General features: G+C 47.0%; 13 protein-coding genes. 2 read left to right on the plus strand and 11 right to left on the minus strand.

Going from position 1 to position 19,409, the window contains the following annotated elements; translation table 11 throughout:
* Positions 1-249 precede the first annotated feature (249 nt).
* On the plus strand, positions 250-1,335 hold the full coding sequence (locus MKZ12_RS29495) for a hypothetical protein (protein ID WP_339238811.1): 1,086 nt from the start codon (positions 250-252) through the stop codon (positions 1,333-1,335).
* A gap of 83 nt (positions 1,336-1,418) precedes the next feature.
* On the opposite strand, the gene MKZ12_RS29500 is transcribed toward MKZ12_RS29495, so the two are convergent.
* A complete protein-coding gene (locus MKZ12_RS29500; RefSeq protein WP_339258019.1) occupies positions 1,419-4,994 on the minus strand; it encodes an S-layer homology domain-containing protein in 3,576 nt (1,191 codons plus the stop codon).
* Between the two features lie 213 nt (positions 4,995-5,207).
* Positions 5,208-6,344, minus strand: a complete 1,137-nt coding sequence (locus tag MKZ12_RS29505) for a response regulator (RefSeq protein ID WP_339258021.1) — start codon at positions 6,342-6,344, stop codon at positions 5,208-5,210.
* 177 nt (positions 6,345-6,521) lie between these two features.
* On the opposite strand from MKZ12_RS29505, the gene MKZ12_RS29510 reads away from it, so the two are divergent.
* The gene (locus MKZ12_RS29510; RefSeq protein ID WP_339258022.1) at positions 6,522-9,617 is read left to right on the plus strand and encodes an ATP-binding protein; all 3,096 of its coding nucleotides are present in this window, start codon (positions 6,522-6,524) and stop codon (positions 9,615-9,617) included.
* 225 nt (positions 9,618-9,842) lie between these two features.
* On the opposite strand, the gene MKZ12_RS29515 is transcribed toward MKZ12_RS29510, so the two are convergent.
* The 9 genes from MKZ12_RS29515 to MKZ12_RS29555 all read right to left on the minus strand — a co-directional run bounded on the left by MKZ12_RS29515 (position 9,843) and on the right by MKZ12_RS29555 (position 19,356).
* On the minus strand, positions 9,843-11,348 hold the full coding sequence (locus MKZ12_RS29515; RefSeq protein WP_339258024.1) for a malate:quinone oxidoreductase: 1,506 nt from the start codon (positions 11,346-11,348) through the stop codon (positions 9,843-9,845).
* A 409-nt stretch (positions 11,349-11,757) separates the two neighbouring features.
* Positions 11,758-12,771: a dipeptide/oligopeptide/nickel ABC transporter ATP-binding protein gene (locus MKZ12_RS29520; RefSeq protein WP_339258025.1), complete on the minus strand. Its 1,014-nt coding sequence runs from the start codon at positions 12,769-12,771 to the stop codon at positions 11,758-11,760.
* Entirely contained in the window at positions 12,768-13,568 is an 801-nt protein-coding gene (locus tag MKZ12_RS29525) for an ABC transporter ATP-binding protein (RefSeq protein ID WP_339258026.1), read from the minus strand. Before MKZ12_RS29525 ends, MKZ12_RS29520 begins: the two co-directional genes overlap by 4 nt.
* Entirely contained in the window at positions 13,565-14,419 is an 855-nt protein-coding gene (nikC, locus tag MKZ12_RS29530) for a nickel transporter permease (protein ID WP_339258027.1), read from the minus strand. Before nikC ends, MKZ12_RS29525 begins: the two co-directional genes overlap by 4 nt.
* Entirely contained in the window at positions 14,419-15,363 is a 945-nt protein-coding gene (gene nikB, locus MKZ12_RS29535) for a nickel ABC transporter permease (RefSeq protein WP_339258029.1), read from the minus strand. The genes nikC and nikB overlap by 1 nt, the downstream gene beginning before the upstream one ends.
* Positions 15,363-16,913, minus strand: coding sequence for a nickel ABC transporter substrate-binding protein (gene nikA / locus MKZ12_RS29540; protein ID WP_339258031.1), 1,551 nt, complete (start codon positions 16,911-16,913; stop codon positions 15,363-15,365). Before nikA ends, nikB begins: the two co-directional genes overlap by 1 nt.
* Positions 16,914-17,137: 224 nt before the next feature.
* The gene (locus MKZ12_RS29545; protein WP_339258033.1) at positions 17,138-17,542 is read right to left on the minus strand and encodes an Imm7 family immunity protein; all 405 of its coding nucleotides are present in this window, start codon (positions 17,540-17,542) and stop codon (positions 17,138-17,140) included.
* Positions 17,543-17,662: 120 nt separating this feature from the next.
* Entirely contained in the window at positions 17,663-18,208 is a 546-nt protein-coding gene (locus MKZ12_RS29550) for a hypothetical protein (protein ID WP_339258035.1), read from the minus strand.
* Between the two features lie 11 nt (positions 18,209-18,219).
* Positions 18,220-19,356, minus strand: a complete 1,137-nt coding sequence (locus MKZ12_RS29555) for a WXG100 family type VII secretion target (protein WP_339258036.1) — start codon at positions 19,354-19,356, stop codon at positions 18,220-18,222.
* Positions 19,357-19,409: the final 53 nt, after the last annotated feature.

Here is a 19,409-nt window from a genome sequence, read left to right on the forward strand (position 1 = left end):
GATCGCAATAGCCTGAAGGCCAGCGATTCGAAGTTCGTCACCCGAATCTCTGGTGAACCCATCATCTCAGATTCCACGATATGCCAACAGGGTGAAAGTATTACGACACACCATTGAAATTCTTTTTTATATCCACCAAAAGATATATGTGGTTTATGATCTTTCCCAAATCCAGGGGGAGTGCTCAAAATTGTGTCGAATATAACAAAGAAGAACCCTAGAGAATGATGCAGAAACGAGGTTAGGACGATGGAACTTCAAAAATTATATTCTGATTATATACGGCTCAAATTCAATTGTGGAGTTAAGCCTGAGCCTTCGTGCACAGATTATATGGAGTATGGTTTGTATGAGGATAATAGTGCCGAACTGTTTATGGTATCCCACCCAGATGAGACATTTACAAACTGGATGTCGAGACTGCGTCCGAAAGATCCCTATTATGGATCAAGGCCAGACTGGAAGCCGACTCTCTCAGAACCATTTGAACAGCTCGATGTTTATGACGAAATGATTATGTATTATCTGTTATTTACCATCAACACCACGCTGTCGATCAACACGTATAACACCTACAGTGCCATGAATGAATTTATGAAAAGCTATAGCTTCTTCCAATTGTCTCAGCTAAGCGAAATTCCCCAATTCAGCGAGGAACAAAAGCATCTGTTACGTGACTTTTTCTTCTTTTTTTACCTCTATGCACACCCGGTTAATGAAGATACATTATATGCCTGCTCATTCAGCGAACAACACCTTGTACATACGAAGACCGACATTTCATTGGAGGATTATTTTTCGGCATACCATGATCACTACACCTTACTTCGAAATGAATACAGGGAACAAATCGTAATCACTGCTGAAGAGATCCAAGCCTGCAAACGCCTGACGCTGGAACTGCTATATACCATTGAAGGCCGATCTCCCAAGTTAAACATGCCTTCAGAGGAAGGTTTGGAACCAATCATCATGTTAATTAACAACGTGAGTCAGATGTTACAGTTGTATACAGAGGAACCGGAGGCATTATTCCAGATCATGCGGGATTTCCTTATTCAAGCTGAAGGTCACTCCAGTACATACGCTAACCACTGTTTCAAGACACTGCTTCAGAACTATGCTTCATATATCCTGTTTTTCCGATTTGATGAGGTTCAATTGCTGGTAGATGCTTTCAGGCATACCCCGGCTTGGTGCGAAATAATTGTTAGTAAACTGTTCAACGACTCCATCTTCCTTGAAAAGATCATGAGACTACAGCAGGTCAATCTTGACGCTTATCCAGACGTCACTATGTTCTTTAATGAAGAGGCACGAAAGATGATTTTGTAGCAACGATCTGGCCCTACAAAAAAATGCCTAAAAAAGCCTTTGCCGACCCCCAATGTCAGCAAAGGCTTTTCATTTTAAATTTTTTATTGATCAATCAAGTTGGTTACTTTCAACATTCTTGCAATCAATGCAGTGACCTCAGCACGGGTCATCGTAGTCTTCGGACTCAGAACCTCTGGTCCGTTCCCTTGGATGATTCCCGCTGCAATCAACTGGGCTACATCTTCTTTCGCCCAATTCGATACATCCGCTGCATCACTGTAACGTTCCAGTTCAGAGTTCATCTGATTCGGGCTGATTGCCGCATCCGGTTCAATCAGACGATAAGCACGAGCCACCATGGCAAATCCCTGCTCACGTGTGATTTCCTGATTACCGTAGAAGTTTCCATTATCGTAACCGCGAACGATACCGAATTCATTCGCAAGGGCTACCGCATTGCGGAACCATGCCGAATTGTTAACGTCAGGGAATAGATTCTGTGGTGCATCCTGACGCATTAAGCCCAGTCCAAGTACTACAATCTCGGCAAACTCAGAACGAGTAACCTGACGGTTCGGGGAGAACGTGTTATCTCCGTTACCTTTCAGATCTAATCTCGCAGCGATGTTGTTCACATCAATTTTGCCCCAATGGGATCTGGCATCTTCAAAATCCTGCGGATTCCAGATGACCGAGTAACTTCCGCTGCTGCGCAAGTCATTAATAAGCGCGTAGTAACGGCTATCGACTTTAGTAACAACCGTTGGTACATGGAAGATGCTACCGTCCGGGTTGATGATCACGCCTGTTGTAATCCGGTTCGGATCGATCCCTTCCGGCAGTGCAATATACTTCGGCGCATAGCCGTTCAGTTGCCCGGAACGAACCGTTTGTCCATCTTTTGAGAAGGTGAGATCCAGATCAACCGGTGTGACAAGTAGCTCGTATCCTTGGGATGCGGCTCTCGTTTCGGCGCTGTCAATCAACGTATCCGATGAACGTGTGATATCGATATGGACATCAATATCATTCAATGCTGCATTACCAAGCTGTCCAGATACACCATTCAAGTCCATTTTACCGCCAGGTACCGGATAGATTGCCAGCGGATTGCTGATGTTTAGTTTGGAACCTTGATCTACTAATTGTTTCAGTGTTTCAAGGGTTAATCCGTCCACCTTCATATCCCCATCATTCGGCGAATGAATGGCGAATTGCTGACCTGTGCCTTGTGACATGGCATCTTTCAGCTTGGCTGGATCAACTTGAACCAATGTTTCTTTGTTGTCAGATGGTTTGGATGTAGCAAATGGTTGATGACTGCCATCCCGGGTTGTTTCCAGATTATCCTTCACGGGTGCCGGAGTTGGCGTTGGTACTGGCGCAGGTGTAGGTGCTGGCGTACTTCCACTGTTGCCGCCCGTATTACCACCACCGCCATTATTGCCTCCACCGTTGTTACCATTGTCACTGGATGCTCTGTTTACGTTGATTTTGTACTCCGTAACATGGCCAAGTGAATCTGTGACTTTAACAACAATGGTATTTCCGCCAACTTGAAGCGATAAATTCTCACTGGCACTACCACTTGTAACCTCGTTCCATTCTCCATCTCCAACCGCTATTTCAATCTTCGCAAGTGGATCAAGTGCCGTTGGCGTTAACTGGAATTGATATACGCTATTCGGCACAGAGATGGTGTACGTGTCTTTAGCCGGATCAAAAGCCGGTGACAAGCTTCCTGTGGATGGGATCAACGTTTGCAGCGTTGATGTGTCATTACCAATCACTTTGGTCAGACCCGTTCTCGCATCAGTTAGATCTTGAAGCGCCTGATCTATCTGTGCTTGGGTTGCCGTTGGATCATTCAACACTCGCTCTGCTTCGTTCATCGCATTATCGAGTGCTACCCAGCTGCCTGGCGTATAGGCTGACTCTTCCAGGTTTTCATCTGTAATTTCAATTACTTTCGCTTGCAAAGCTGATTTATCTACAACGGGTACAGATGTTGTAGGGATTAGGCCGTTTCTTGCATCAGTCAAGTCTTGAAGCGCCTGATCTACCTGCGTTTGGGTCGCTGTCGGATCATTCAATACTCGCTCTGCTTCGTTCATCGCATCATCGAGTGCTACCCAACTCTCTTCCGTATAGGCTGACTCTTCTAGGGTCTCACCGATAACATCATTATATTTGCTGTGTAAAACTGACTTATTCACCACAACGATGTCCCTTGCTACTGGTCCGACAGAGACGCCATTTTTAGTCGCCGTAACTTTCAATGTATAGTCTCCGCCAATCACTTGAGAAGAAGGTTTAAATTCCCAACTTCCATCCTCGTGAACAATTGCTTCGCCCACAATGGAATTAGTCGGATCCAGGTGGTTGACAAGTGTTACAACTACTGTTGCACCCACTGTAACTGTACCGCTTAATGTTGGCTGAGCACCTACAATATCCCCTTCATTAGGTTCACTAATGTCCAAGTTAACCGGCATTCGGTAAGTCAAGACAACCTTATTGGCCACATCATCATATGCAACCGCTGCCGTCGTATTGATATCAGATACAAAGAATGTGTAATCTTCTGCCACTGCTTGATACGGGGCCCGACCTATCGCAATGTCGACCACCGGATTCGTACTTTCATCAGGCATGATCTTGGCATACACGCCAACCTTCGATCCCAATTGCATAGGACCAACCAAGGTCAGATAAGCACTACCGGTAGCTGTCGTATTCTTCAGGTACACATTACGTTGGTTCCCATCGGTATTAAAATTATCGTAGACGTAGGCTGTTCCTCCGAAATCAAAACGAGCATCGGCGGCACTTCCCCGCATATACACAGCAACATTCCCTATTGTTTCACCTTCGCTTAATTCGGTTCCCAACAGCTTGTTGCCCGTTATCTTGCCTCCGGTCATCCTAAAGTTAGGACTTTGATATAGTCCTACCCCAATAATGACTCCATTTCCATCTGAAATTTCATTATCCGTAATCAGGCCATCCTCAATGACCAGAGAGCCTCCTGAACCAGCACTTAGTACCGAAGGAGGGTTCTCTTTTACATTTCCCGATACCTTGTTGTCATGAATGATGGTGCCCTCTTGGATGACAACCATCGAACTCCCCCCGCTAGTGGATATAACGGTTGCAGGCTGACTAGCGCTCGCTTTCACGATGTGATTTTTAATCTCAGCCTCTCTAAAATTCACTGTTCCGCCCGCACTACTGATTCCATATATCTGGCCGTTGGTGCTTACGTGATTGCCATCTATAATGATTTTCTCAAAAGTTACACTATTCGCTCTATTCCCACCACTGATCTGAATCAAGTTTCCATTAACAAAACTCTCACCACGTATAATGGAGTAAGTATGGCCCTCAGCAGAGGTTATTGTCATATTCTTCCCGGCAGAAGAGATCGCCAATGTGGACTCCTGAATGATGTTAGTTTGCAGGATTATCGTTCCTGTAGCATCGACCTTCTCAAGTGCCTTTTCTATTGTTGCCACCGGCGCTTCTTCCGTGCCCGTGCCATCGATATCGCTTCCTGTCGACGATACGTAGATATTTCCATCAGCTGCGCTTGCTACCGGAGCAAACAGCGACGATATGGTTGACAATAGGACCACAAAAGCCAAAAATGATATTTTTATAGCCTTAAATACTTTCAAGTTCACTTAACCTCCTATGTGATTCGAATATTTTGGTCATCTACTGGGCAAACATTAACGCAATTCTGCTTCTTCTACGTCCCAGCTGTTATCTGACACATATCGTTTTCATTCTACACATAGCCTCTTACCAAACTCTTACCAAACCTTTCTCTAACAAACACAACCAAAAAACAGCCCTGCACATGAAGCTGCAAGGCTGTTGATATTCAATTACATATTTGATTGTTTCCATTGCTGGTACCACAACTCCACTTCCAACCCAGGACGGAGGCCCGCCTCTTGTTCTAATGCAGTAACCAACTGATTGTATTGTGCGATCACGGGATCTTTATTACCTAATTGATCATAAGTCTTCATTAACGCCAGTCCAACTTGTTCCAATGATGGCTCGAATTGCTGTACCCGATGATATAACGTGAGTGCTTCCGTGTGCTGTCCCATCTCAATATAGTATTGTGCAAGCTGCATGGCGTGGTTACGCCAAAGTGCATGCAGCCGCTGACGCTCCAGCTCGGCCCATACGTAATCGTCCTCGCCATAATATTTGCCTTCATACTGATCTGAGGTCTGCCGATGTTCGACTACTGTGGAAGAAGATAATAAAGGCATTAGGTGCAGCCGATTCTCCCATTCTTCCGCATCAATTCTGAATTCTCCTGTCTCCAGAAGATAACCGAACTGCTGATAGCGAATAAAAATTTTGTCTTCTCCCATGAATTCGTTCATCATGCTGCGTAAGCGATGGATGCCACTATGCAGATTGGATATGCCTCTCCGCTCATCCAACTCGGGCCACAATAGCTCAAGTAGCGTATCCCGTTTAATCGGTTTGTTCCGATGGTGGAGCAAATAGGCAAATAACTCTCTGATCTTGGTTGTTCTGAACTTCATAAGTTTGGGCGGCTCGTTCGGGTGCAGTTGGACCTGAAGCATTCCCAGACAGCGGATGACCATGGATGGCCCTTCTGCTGTATTCAGAGTTGCGGGCACCATTCGGCGTTGATACATCTTCATCGTTTTTTCCAAACGGTCACGCGTTACAGGCTTCATGATATAGTCCAGCACTTCAAGCCCGTAGGCCGTCAATGCATGTTCGTTATAAGCTGTTGTAAAAATAACCTCTGTTCCAGGAGAAACCTCATGAATCCGTTCGGTCGCCTCAATCCCGTTCATCCCCGGCATCTGTACGTCCATGAAGACGATTTCCGGCAGATGAATTCCGATCTGATCGATAGCTTCTTGTGCCGTCAGAAAAGAGCCGATCACTTCGCAATCCTCTCTCTCTTTCAACAGTTTGTTCAACCTGCTCAGAGCGAGATATTCATCATCTACCAAAATCACTCTCATATGCACAACTCCTCTGGCTCACTGATCATCCTTTAATCTATAATTTTACCATAAATCCTGATGTGGTACCGCTATCATTTGAATATAGAATCTATGTTCTGTATTCAAAAAAAATGTTCTTCAATACCAAAGGGCATGCAGGATTTTGAAGTAAACTGTCGAAAACTAAAGTCTGCCATGAAACTTATAACCTATAAAAAGATACCCCGATATGTATTGCTGTCGATTCTATTTCTCACTATTTTGCTTGGCTTTCGCTGGATATGGTCCGAGTCTTTCGCTATACCCGAACATCCTGAACCCACCAAAGGCGTATTGGACCTCCGAGGCTGGGACATCGCCAACGCTTCACCCATATCCCTCGATGGAGAATGGGAATTTTACCCCCATGCGTTAATCTCTAATCGTGATATTAAAGTAGCAGACTACTCATCCGTACCCATACAAGTTCCCGGTGACTGGCGGAATGTGTTACCCCAATCCTCATCATCATTTGGATATGGAACATACCGTCTTCGCATACTTGTAGATCCATCCGTGAAGGAAGTCTCTCTCTGGGCTCAGAAAATCCAGACTTCATCCATTATCGAGATGAACGGGACCGTTGTTGCCGAATTTGGTCAACCTGCCACCCATGCTGAAGCCTACCGACCAGAAAGGACTGCATTTGCGACTTCCTATGCGCTTGACGGTTCTTCCGAAATCAATCTCCTGGTGCAGACAGCTAACTTTGATGACCCATATAGCGGAGGGATCACGCGCTCTCTCTATTTTGGCTCTCCAGAAGCCATTGGAAGTGAACGGGGATTATCTATCGATCTGCAAAAGATTACATTTGCCATACTGGTCTTGCATAGCTTATACGCCTTTATTATGTTTCTGTTTATCCGCAAGGAACGAGCTCTGCTGACGTTCTCGATGCTAACACTAGTAGCTGCCCTAACGGTCACCTCTGACCATGACAATCTGTTATTGAGTTGGATTCCACTCAACTTCACTTGGATCGTTAAGGCCAAAGCGTTCTCCTATCCATTGTTCGCATTCTTTCTTGTACAGATGGCTCGAAGTTTCTCCCATAGTCTACAAGGCCGTAAACTATTTCGTATCTACGCCAGCGTGCTTGGTGTGTACTGTGTATTTTTGCTAATTGCACCGGTGACCTTGATCTACCATGTCCTTAAAATTGGACTATCTGATTTCCTGTACCTGTTTGCCATTGGCTGGTCTGTGTACCTGTTCTTCCGCATGGCAGCGGAGAAGCGAAGTGACGCAAGCTTTCTGCTCTTCGCGGCAACCAGCAGCTTATCCAGCGTATTGTGGGGAATCGTGAATTCGCGTAATGAAATTACCAACGTGTATTACCCCATTGATGTGATTGCAGCCATATTCGGCTTCTCTGCCTATTGGTTCCGAAAGTACTTCCGTAATTCAAGCGAAATCGAGAAGTTGTACGAACAGCTCAAAGAGGAGGATCGACAGAAAGATCAGTTCCTTGTGAATACAGCTCATGAACTGCGTACACCGCTGCATGGCATCATCAATATTGCGGAAAGCATCGCGGTCCGTGAACGGCGTAAATCAGGCGGACAGCAAGCAGAAGACATGAAGCTGTTGGTTACCATTGGCCGACGCATGTCCCAACTGGTTGATGATCTCCTTGACGTGATTCGCCTGAAGGAGAAGCGGATTACGCTTCAGAAGAAACCTTTGTCTCTTGCATCTGTCATTCCAGGCGTAATCGGCATGTTCCGATTCATGGCAGAGGGCAAGCCTGTCCATATGGAGGTGGACATTCCAGATACACTGCCACTTATTCAGGCCGATGAGAGAAGACTTGTTCAGGTGCTCTACAATTTGTTGCATAATGCACTCAAATTCACCGATCAAGGTACGATTACCGTATCTGTCCGGGAACATGGAGAAAGCATTGTAATTCAAGTCCTGGATACAGGTGTGGGCATAAGTGAGGAGATACAACAGCGAATATTCGAGGCCTATGAACAGGGAACCCCGGAGGCTCGTTTAAGTGGAGGAATCGGCCTCGGTCTTAATATCAGCAGACAACTCATCGAACTCCATGGGGGCCAGCTCACCGTGCAATCTGTACCTGGACAAGGTTCGAGCTTCCAAATCTCGCTTCCACGGGAAGATACCACATCGCAAACGGATCAGACTGAACAGCGATGGGAGGCTCACAGCTTTGACGAAATCGCGATTGCAGAGCCGCAGCAGCAGAACTTGTCCCATTCTCATGACAAGACTGTCGCCCGCATTCTTGCCGTTGATGATGATCCTGTAAACCTGCGAGTGCTAATCTCCATGCTGGCGAATGAACCCTATCATATTCAACCTGCGGCCTCGGCGCTTGAAGCACTTCAATTGCTGGATCAGGAGCCGTGGGACTTACTGATTGCCGATGTCATGATGCCTCATATGTCCGGTTATGAACTGACAGAGAACGTACGCAAACGTTATTCGGTATCAGAGCTACCCATCCTGTTGTTGACGGCTCGTAACGAACCAGCGGATGTTTACGCCGGATTCATGGCTGGTGCAACGGACTATGTTACCAAACCCGTGGATGCCGTTGAGTTAAGGCATCGCATCGGATCACTAATCGTGCTGAAACAATCTATCGATGAGCGACTGCGTATGGAAGCTGCCTACTTACAGGCACAGATTCAGCCCCATTTTCTTTTTAATACGCTCAATTCCATCATGGTGCTTAGTGAGATAGACACGGAGCGAATGCAGAAACTGGGTGATACGTTTATCGAATATCTTCAGACCAGCTTTCATTTTGTCAATTCGGAGAAAATGGTTGAGGTCACGCATGAGTTGGATCTCTCCCGTGCCTATCTCTACATTGAGAAAGAACGTTTCATGGATCGGCTGAATGTCATCTGGGATATTCCAGATGATCTTGATCTTTCGCTGCCGCCACTCACCATTCAACCGCTCATTGAAAATGCAGTACGACATGGCGTTCTAAGCAAAGTTGAGGGTGGAACCGTGCATATCCGGATCATCAACCAAACAGCGTCCACCCTCATTGAGATTGAGGATGATGGTGTGGGGATGCAGTCCGAGCAGATTGAACGCGCACTTGCGTGGCCTAAGAGAGGATCTGGGGGAACTGGAGGTATCGGATTAACCAATACACATCGCCGGTTGACTCAGATGTACGGACAGGGCTTAAGCATCGTCAGCTCACCAGGCCAAGGTACGAAAGTATCCTTTGTCATCCCTTTGGACCGCAGCACAGGAGTCTGAATGATAAGATAGTTCTGTAACGCTACAACAGGCATTCTGCACAGTCCGTATCCGTATGCTTCATGTAATGTCTAAGGTGAACGCGATAGTGAAGGACATATTCATGTTCTGGTTCAACTCCAAATTCAGTCATATCAAATAAAACGAAAAAAGAGCTAAGCACGGGCTTCATCCCGGTTTAGCTCTTCTTTCGCTTGATTATTATCTAACTCGATAAGCTAGATGTTATACATGCAGGGCTTGTTTTTCATCCGATAATCCCAGTGCCTTGGCAGTTGAAGAATGAACCTCTTTGAGAAGATCCAGATTCTCCACAAGGGAGATTCCATAGGATGGAATCATTTCCTTGATCTTCGGCTCCCATGCCTCCATATGCTGCGGGAAGCAACGCTGAAGAATCTCAAGCATGACCTGAACCGCAGTGGATGCACCCGGTGATGCACCCAGCAAAGCCGCGATTGTTCCATCAGCAGATGTGACTACTTCTGTACCGAATTGGAGCGTACCCTTGCCACCTTGAACGGTATCCTTGATGACCTGTACACGCTGCCCTGCCAGAACCATGTCCCAATCCTCACTCTTCGCACCCGGAACAAAGTCACGCAATTCTGCCATGCGTTGTTCTTTCGATAACATGAGTTGTTGAATGAGATATTTGGTCAAAGAGATTTCTTTGACACCTGCTGCGAGCATCGTAAGCAGATTGTGCATCTTAACCGACGTGATTAAATCGGCATTGGAGCCCGTCTTCAGGAACTTCGGCGAGAACCCGGCAAACGGTCCGAATAATAGCGACTTCTTATTGTCGATGAATCGAGTATCCAGATGCGGAACGGACATCGGCGGAGCCCCTACCGAAGCCTTGCCATATACCTTGGCGTGATGCTGTTCCACGACTTTTGGATTTTTGCACACCATAAAGATGCCACTGACCGGGAATCCGCCGATATGTTTACCTTCCGGAATGCCCGTCTTCTGGAGCAGATGCAGACTTCCGCCGCCTGCGCCAATAAAGACGAATTTCGCCTTATGGCGTTCGACTGCACCGCTCTTCAGATTTTTCACAGTTAATTCCCATTGTCCATCGTTGGTACGTTTCATATTCTTCACGCTATGTTGGTAGTGGATCGCCACGTTTTGTTCCTTCAGGTGTCCGATTAGCATACGCGTTAAAGCACCAAAGTTAACGTCCGTACCGGAGTCAATTTTGGTCGCCGCAACAGGCTCATTACTTGTACGATCTTTCATCATCAGCGGCATCCATTTCGCCAGCTCTTTCTTGTCATCCGAGAATTCCATGCCTGCGAACAGCGGATGATTCGATAAGGAGTCATAACGTCTTTTTAGAAACTGGACGTTGCTCTCTCCGTGTACATAACTCAAATGAGGAATCGGCATAATGAAGTCCCGCGGATTACGAATCAGACGGCTATTGACGAGATAGGACCAAAATTGCTTTGAGATCTGAAATTGTTCATTCACTTTAATCGCTTTGCTAATATCTACGGTTCCGTCTGGTCGTTCAACGGTATAGTTAAGTTCGCACAATGCAGCATGCCCGGTTCCGGCATTATTCCATTCGTTGGAGCTTTCCTCTCCTGCAGTGGCTAGCTTTTCGAAAACCTTAATATTCCAGTCTGGTGCCAATTCTTTTAGCAAAGTTCCCAAAGTTGCACTCATAATTCCGGCACCAATCAAGATAACATCTGTACTCGTTTGTCCCTGGCTCATGTCTACCGTCCTTATATCCTATATTTGCCAAAAGGATGTAAGCGTTATCGATTTGGCATTTGCAGCAAGCCCATTCTTGAACGGGGTCGCACCTTCTCTGAATGATTATAACCTTGATCTAGTGTATCAATAATATAGAGCAATTTAAATATGCAATTTCAAGATATTTGCTATTCCATCAGTATACGCTAGTTTACATCGGAACGTTAGCCCGGTTATAGGCCTGAAAGATATATTTGTTCAAAACAAAGAAAGGAGCCCGGTTTTAGTGGGACTTGGCATATCAAATGTTGTATAGCCTTACTTAACTCGTGAAAAGGGATGCACCAAAAGCCGCTTACGAATCGCTTCGCATGGCGGCTTTATATTAAAGATTACCCCTTACCACCCCCGGCGTTTCCGGAAGTACTCAGAAAATCGAAATCAGTTCCTTTGTATACGGATGGCGTTCTTCAGCGAACAACGCATCTGCGCCAAAGCGGTCAACGATCTGGCCTTCCCGCATGACAATGATGCGCTGACTCATCCGATGTACCGCGGCCAAATCATGCGAGATGAACACGTATGACAGACCAAGCGATGTCCGCAGGTCGGTGAGCAACTGCAAAACGGCCCCTTGAGAGATCACGTCCAGGCTGGCCGTCGGTTCATCCAGAACGACAACGTCCGGCTCAATGCCAATGGCACGTGCGATCGTGACCCGCTGACGCTGTCCACCACTTAGCTCGTGCGGATAACGTCCAGCTACATCGCGAGGAAGCTCGACCGCTTCAAGCAGCTTTTGCACGTAAGCCTCCTTCGATGTGTAGGTAAAGTGGGACAGTTCTGCATCCCGTCCAAGCTGTTCGTAAGGATCGATTAGCGAGTCGGATATCTTGAGCTTTGGATTCAGTGCAGCCATTGGGTTCTGAAATACAATCTGAATCTTTCGCCGATGAGGTCGCAACCGTCGGCCGCTCAGCCGCGCGATATCCTGTCCGCCCAGTGTAATCGAGCCTGTATCTGCATCTTCGATCCGAAGCAGACAGCGGGCGAGCGTACTCTTGCCACACCCGCTCTCGCCAACCAGACCAAGACACTCGCCACGGTTCAGGGTGAAGGAAATATCATCTACAGCTGGTCGGTCTGCACCTGCATACGTTCGGCTGAGATGTTCCACCTGAAGCACGGGATGATTTAGGATGCTGGGAGAGCAAGTAGTCTTTGCAACGGCGTTATCTATAACGGTATCTGTATCCGCATGATCTGAATCTGTAGCATTTATGACTGCCTGATCTGTATCTATAGTATCTATGACCACATGGTCTGTAACTGCATTGTCTATCTCTGTATGGTTTGCGCCTTTAGCACGGTCATAAACTCGCACATTGGATTCGTCAGACTGCACAAACCCTTGGCGTTCTTCATTTGAAGTCGTCTTCATTCTGTTCCCGCCTCCTTCAATCCCGACTTCAGTAAGCGGCTCAGAACGGGAGCTGCTTCGATTAACTGGCGTGTATATTCATGCTGAGGATGGTCAAGAATGCGATGCTTGCCGCCCGATTCGACGATCTGCCCTTCCTTCATAACAGCCAAGCGGCTGGCATAGCGACGTACATGACGCCAGTCGTGCGTGATAAACAGAATCGCACAGCCCGTCTCCGCTTGTTTGCGTGCCAGCAATTCCAATACGCGGTGCCCGGATACACTGTCCAGTGCCGTTGTCGCTTCGTCAGCGATCAGCAGACGAGGGGAGAGCATCAGCGATGTGGCAATAGAAGCCCGCTGAAGCTGTCCACCGCTCAACTGGAACGGATAGCGGCGCAGCAATTCAGCACCAAGGCCAACCGATTCCAATGCTTCCTCCGCCCGCTTCTTGCGGATGGCAGAAGACTTCTCCCCATGTACCTTCTGGTATTCATCAAAGTGCCCACCAATACTGCGAAATGGCGTAAACGCTCCCTGATAGTCTTGAAAAATATATGAGATGCGGCTTCCCCGCAGGGCTCGCATCTCCTTTGGCTTCCGTTCAAGTAGGTTGCTGCCCTCGAACATGACTCGCCCCGACGCATGCAGGTTGGGCGGCAGCAGACGACCAATGGCTTGCGAGAGCAAGCTTTTGCCACTACCGCTCTGTCCAACGAGTGCCATGAACTCACCTTCGCGAACAGCCAGAGAGACTCGATCTACAATAGTTCGATCCCGGCTAGAGATGCTTAGTTCCTCAATGGAGAGAATCATGGCTGCACCTCCTTCTTCACATCAAAGCGGTCTCGCAGATAGTCGCCCAGCATGTTGGCAAGCAGGACCACCGAGACAATAGCGAGACCCGGGTAGATCATCAGCTCCGGCCGAGACTGGAAGTAAGGCCGTGAGTCATTCAGCATCGCTCCCCATTCAGGTGTTGGCGGTTGTGCGCCAAGGCCGATGTAGGACAATGATGAGATAAGCAGGATGATTTTGCCCAGATCAAGACTGGCTAGCACGAGCACATGGCCTGCGATATGTGGAAGCAGATGTTTTCTCATGATACGACCATCCGATAGTCCATTGGTGCGGGCGATGCGAATGTAATCCTTCTGGGACTCCGATAAAACCGTACTTCGAACGAGACGTGCATAACTAACCCACTTCACGATCACGATCGCCAACACCAGATTGCCGATTCCGGCCCCTAGCAGACCACTGAGCACAATCGCCACGATGGTATCGGGAAAGGCAAGAAAGGCATCCGCGATCCGCATGAACAGCTTATCGACCCAGCCACGTTTGTAACCTGCGATCAAGCCAAACGGAATACCGATCAGCAGTGCAGCACCAAGTGCCAGTAAGCTATAACCCAGCGTTTGGCCGCCGCCAAGCAACAGACGTGTCATAACATCACGTCCCAGATGGTCGGTGCCGAACGGATGGAGAGCACTTGCCCCCTGCAATCGTCCACGCAGATCGGTTAACGTATGGTCATGTTTTAAGTATAAAAAGGCATATAAGGAGGCCCCGATGACCAGCAGTGCAAATAACAGACCGATGATCGCCTGCCAGCTATGTTTTTTAGATTTTGTCGTTGGAATGGGCAGGGGTATGGTTTTCATCAGTGGGCCTCCTTTTCCTTGAGTTTCATTTCAGGATTCAAATAACGATAAGACAGGTCAACCGCCGTATTCACAAGGAATACCACGACAGCCATGATCAGGATGTACCCCTGAATCAGTGGATAATCACGCTGGCGGATGGCGTCAACGACGAGCTTGCCGATCCCTGGATAAGCGAACAATACTTCAATCACGACAACTCCGCCAATTAGGCTGCCGAGACTGACGCCAAATACCGTAATCACAGGCGGCAGACTGTGCCGAAACGCATGAAGCATGAAGATCCGACCTTCGGATACCCCTCTTGTCCGGGCGGACCGTACGAACTCCTGACTTAGTGAATCTAGCAAGCTGGAACGCAAAAGACGCACATAAACGCTGGAGATGGCAAGTCCCAGCGTCAGAGAGGGCAGAATAAGCGATGTGAATCCATCCCGGCCCATGGTCGGCAGATTGCCAAAGCGTACGCCGAACATGTCGATCAGGATCAGACCCAGCCAGAAGCTCGGCACCGCCGCACCCACAATGGAGAGCATGCGGCTACCGCGGTCAATCCAACTGCCACGATGGAGCGCTGATAGCGAGCCGAGCGGGATAGCTATCACGAGCATGACCAGCAGCGCGCCAATCGTCAGTTCAGCCGTAGCTGGCAGTGCACGCATCAGAGTCTGCATGACGGGCTGGCCTGTCGAATACGACACGCCGAAGTCGAGACGAACAAAATCGAGCAACCAGTTGCCAAACTGGACAGGAAGGGAATCGTTGAAGCCCATCTCCTCACGTACAGCTTCGACCTGCTCCTGACTGACGGACAGTTCATCCACGTTCAGGATCGTCAGCACCGGATCACCCGGAGCCAGACGAATGAACAGAAAGCTCACAAACATAATGAACAACAGAAAAATAAATACCTCAAGGAACTTGCGAAGCAAAATGCGAAACATTACATCACATCCAGCTTATTGGTAATCATGTAATACTCACTGCGAGTGGTAACCCAGTTCTTGATCTTCTTGCCGTTATAGGCAACGATCGTACCCGGATGCAGCGCGAAGGAATTCAGCACATTATCATGCACGTAGTTGGCTGCCTTCTCGGCAAGCTCTGCGCGCTTTTCCGGTGCAACCGTGAGATTCAGTTCGTCGATGATTTTGGTCAGTTCCGGGTCTTCCGATCCGCTGAAGTTAAGAGCACCCTTGGGATGGTACGTAGCATTCAGATAATAACCGGCATCCCCACGAGGAGCGGTCAAATTACTGTACGTTGCAATATCCCAGTCGCGGTTGGACGCCATGTAATCTTCCGGTGTGTCGATCTGGCGAATCTGTACATCGATACCAATTTTCTTCGCATCCGACTGGAACACTTGGGCGATCAGCGGCAGATCGGCACGAGACGAATACGTCAGCAAGGTTAGCTGCAACGGTTTACCGTCCTTTGTCATCACGCCGTTTTGCAGTGTATATCCCGCTTCGCCAAGAAATTTTACAGCGACATCAGCTCCGGATTCCGTTGTGGTATCCGTATAGGTTGGCGCGAACGGCAACGATGGCAGGAACGGTCCGATGGCTCCTTCGCCGTAGCCGAGCAGGATCGTGTCGACGATACCCTGGCGGTCAATCAGCGCGTCTAGCGCACGACGGACATTGAGGTCCTTCATGCTCTCCCGCTGCATGTTCATCGTTAGCTGATGCACGCGGAACGTCGATGTAGACTCAACCGTCATGCCGTCTATCGCTTTGAGCGATTCGAGACTCTCGACCTCTGGACGGTATACGATATCTACCTGCCCAGATTTGAGCGCTAGTGTGCGAGCGTTGGCATCTTCATTGAATGAGAACGTGATGGAATCAAGCGGGGATGCTCCGTCCCAATATTCATCATAGCGATTCAGTTCCAACTTGCTGCCTGGGGTAAAAGAAGTCAGCTTGAACGGGCCCGTACCAATCGGCTTGTTCACAACGTCCGGCTCACTTACGTCGATGATCGCCGTGTTGGGGTTCACCAGTTCCGAAGCGAACTCCGGGAACGGCTGCGTTGTGGTGATCTCCAGCTTATCGCCCTCGGCTTCAATTGTATCGATCTTCAGCGCGTTCTGGATGGCTACATTCTCTTCCAGTGCACGTTCAAGGGATGCCTTAACGGATTCACCCGTCATTGGCTTGCCGTTCTGGAAGGTCACATCATCTCGCAAGTCGATCGTCCAGTGCTGTCCGTCTTCGCTCTCCCAGCTCTCGGCGAGCCATGGAGCAACCGTCAGATTCTCCTCATCGAGACGCACCAAAGTCTCTGTAATGCCCGCACGCAGCGGCACGTAGCTGGAATCCACATGTGGATCTAGTGAACTGGTGGAGAAGTTATATAGGAAGTGAACATTTTTATTATCGGTGGATGACTGCGCAGCGGGACTGGACTCAGATGATCCGCAGGCGCTCAACAGTCCAGCGCTTAAGGCCAAGGAGACCAGCGCTAACAGTGGCGTCTTTTTATTCAAGGTAATGCCCCTCTCTCTTAATCGTAATCATTATCATTTGAACAATGAGTATTATCATATCGTAATGATTACGTTTTGACAAGAGTTATGTTGGTGGTGAAACGAGAAAAAATCCGACTCTCGGATGAGAGCGGATTCTTCATGTTTTTTGTTACATATAGAATTCAATCTACTATAAATTTGGCTACCTATACTTCAAATGTGGTATGAACTATTTGTGCAGATTATCCTTCATAATCATCCTCTAGTGTAGGTATGAATGGGGAGAGAAACGGATCATCATTCTCCGTTACTTTACCTCGAATTAAAGTGTAGACCTTAAACTGGTTGGAGGATTCCACATCATCACTATCTCTTACATAAAGGACTCCATAAGAACCCTGAGCTATCTCACCTATCTTTTTCATTACTTCGGCGGGATCATACTTTGATAAAGGTTTGTGATTATCTAGGCCCGCTATCCATAGTTGAAAGTCACCATTAACTGCTCTCAAGTCCAAAACACCTGTAGGCCAATTTAGCTCCTTTACATATTCCCGCAGATGTTGAATAACTAAACCATATTTATACTCATCTTCTTCAAACGACGCACACTCTCTAATAGTTGCCCAGCCATGATATTCGTACATTACCTTTCACAGCTCCTTTATCCGTAAACTATGTAGACAGTGCTTCAAAACTATTTATCTTCTGTTAGTCGCGTGGAATGGAGCATGATCGATTTTAACATTTTTCAGTAAAGTCGTTCTCTATGAAGTCAATCGCTTTACATCGTTTAACTTTTCCTGAAGTATTTGAATACTCGTACTCTGCAGTATGTCAGGATTCAATTCAGTAACAAAATCCAGAAACTGATGTGCACTTTTCATAATTTCTTCTGTAAAGGATGCCGAACTTACATTAACACCATTCCAATTTGAGTATCTAAATTCCTCATTTGGTTCAGTAATAAATAAGTCCAGAATAACTTCCCGATCAATATCTTCTACTAAACTAACTTGTAGTTCCACTCCCTGCCGTTTAAACTCCAGCCACAAATTAGCACTATCAGGAATTCGATAAGCAACATATTGATGTATTCTAATCTTCTGGACTATAGTCAGTAAGTCCACAAACCATCTAATAAGTCTTTCATTACCAAATGGGCAATCGTCAAAGAACATACCGTACTTACTTCGGTTAAAGTCCAATTCAATAATTCCCTCGATATCTTGTTTCGTTAGATCAAACTGCTTTGCAGACATTTGTTTGATTTCATCAAAGTTATCAATTGCTTTAAATGAAATAGTGAACATATTTGACCCCCCTAATCTATTAAATCTCTAATTTTATATATATGTGTACCATAAACAGAATCAACATTATCATTTCTAATGAAAACTTTAATCTGTTCATCAAATACAGTAACAGTATGCAATCCATCCTTTATTCCCTGTTGTTTCAACTGATTAACGGCCTCGGTAGACGCATCAGTTATTTTACTATCAGACCACTCTTTATTAAAGAAAGACTTTCTACTTAGCATTTCATTGATTTGTTCATCGGACATTTTCTTTTGGAGATATGGAAGTTGTTGCTTCGTACTATTAACAGAATGCCTATTAATAACATGGTCAATCAGATTTTGGCTTAACTGAGATCTCTGCACTGTGGCTTTTGAAGTTCCCTCTAGTACATTTTTTTCTATACTCCCATTCCTAGCCTTAGCAGCCTCAATATGCTGCTTAATCTTCACCACAGCAGGATTAGAAGCAGGCAATCGAAACGGACCTTTGCCGCCCGGCATACTCCCACGAACCATCTGAATCCCCATGAAAATCTGACTGAACTTCAGAGACGCCACCATCATCTGAGCATATTTATCCGATACAGGCTCTCCCGTTGTAGGATGAATGCCCATCTCAAACGCCTTGATCTGTAACGCAAAAATATCTTCCCCAGGCGGTTCAACGTTCACAACTTGCATACGATTCAAGTCCAGATGTCCCTGATCCCTCTCATAAGCCTGAAGGGCAGCCTGATCCGTAACACCTTTCTCGTTCACAGGCATCATTTTACCAAGCATCGCGTTATACGCCATCCGATAGCCCTTGTCACCCGAACCGGAATTACCTGTTGATTTGGTCATCATAGCTGCGGCACCGACTGCTCCAAACGCACCACCCAGACTTCCCTTCTGAGCATCTGCATCTTGGAATCGCGTGGCGATATCCTTCAATTCCTTCGATGTATTGACCATACTCTCCAACGCTTTATCCAGTATAGGTCGTGACTGCTCGAACTCATAGTAAAATCGCTCCTGCGTCGCGCCCATCCACATCATCTGAACGAACATGATCTGTCTCGTCAGATCACTTCGTATACTCTCCAACTGTTGTCTTGCCTGATCTACCTGATTCGATACGTGATGTAGTTGCTCAGGGGTAACTTTAATTGTACTCATACGTTTCTCCGCTCATTCGAAATAGGATTATCCTATGTTAGCAGAAGTGTAAT

The sequence above is a fragment of the Paenibacillus sp. FSL R5-0713 genome, assembly GCF_037973325.1.
GTDB lineage: Bacteria > Bacillota > Bacilli > Paenibacillales > Paenibacillaceae > Paenibacillus.

What these genes read in the sequence shown, in the direction of transcription:
- MKZ12_RS29495 (WP_339238811.1), top strand. Translation starts at nt 250, where the DNA reads ATGGAACTTCAAAAATTATATTCTGATTATATACGGCTCAAATTCAAT.
- MKZ12_RS29505 (WP_339258021.1), bottom strand. Translation starts at nt 6,344, where the DNA reads ATGAGAGTGATTTTGGTAGATGATGAATATCTCGCTCTGAGCAGGTTG.
- MKZ12_RS29510 (WP_339258022.1), top strand. Translation starts at nt 6,522, where the DNA reads ATGAAACTTATAACCTATAAAAAGATACCCCGATATGTATTGCTGTCG.
- MKZ12_RS29515 (WP_339258024.1), bottom strand. Translation starts at nt 11,348, where the DNA reads ATGAGCCAGGGACAAACGAGTACAGATGTTATCTTGATTGGTGCCGGA.
- MKZ12_RS29520 (WP_339258025.1), bottom strand. Translation starts at nt 12,771, where the DNA reads ATGAAGACGACTTCAAATGAAGAACGCCAAGGGTTTGTGCAGTCTGAC.
- MKZ12_RS29525 (WP_339258026.1), bottom strand. Translation starts at nt 13,568, where the DNA reads ATGATTCTCTCCATTGAGGAACTAAGCATCTCTAGCCGGGATCGAACT.
- nikC (WP_339258027.1), bottom strand. Translation starts at nt 14,419, where the DNA reads ATGAAAACCATACCCCTGCCCATTCCAACGACAAAATCTAAAAAACAT.
- nikB (WP_339258029.1), bottom strand. Translation starts at nt 15,363, where the DNA reads ATGTTTCGCATTTTGCTTCGCAAGTTCCTTGAGGTATTTATTTTTCTG.
- MKZ12_RS29545 (WP_339258033.1), bottom strand. Translation starts at nt 17,542, where the DNA reads ATGTACGAATATCATGGCTGGGCAACTATTAGAGAGTGTGCGTCGTTT.
- MKZ12_RS29550 (WP_339258035.1), bottom strand. Translation starts at nt 18,208, where the DNA reads ATGTTCACTATTTCATTTAAAGCAATTGATAACTTTGATGAAATCAAA.
- MKZ12_RS29555 (WP_339258036.1), bottom strand. Translation starts at nt 19,356, where the DNA reads ATGAGTACAATTAAAGTTACCCCTGAGCAACTACATCACGTATCGAAT.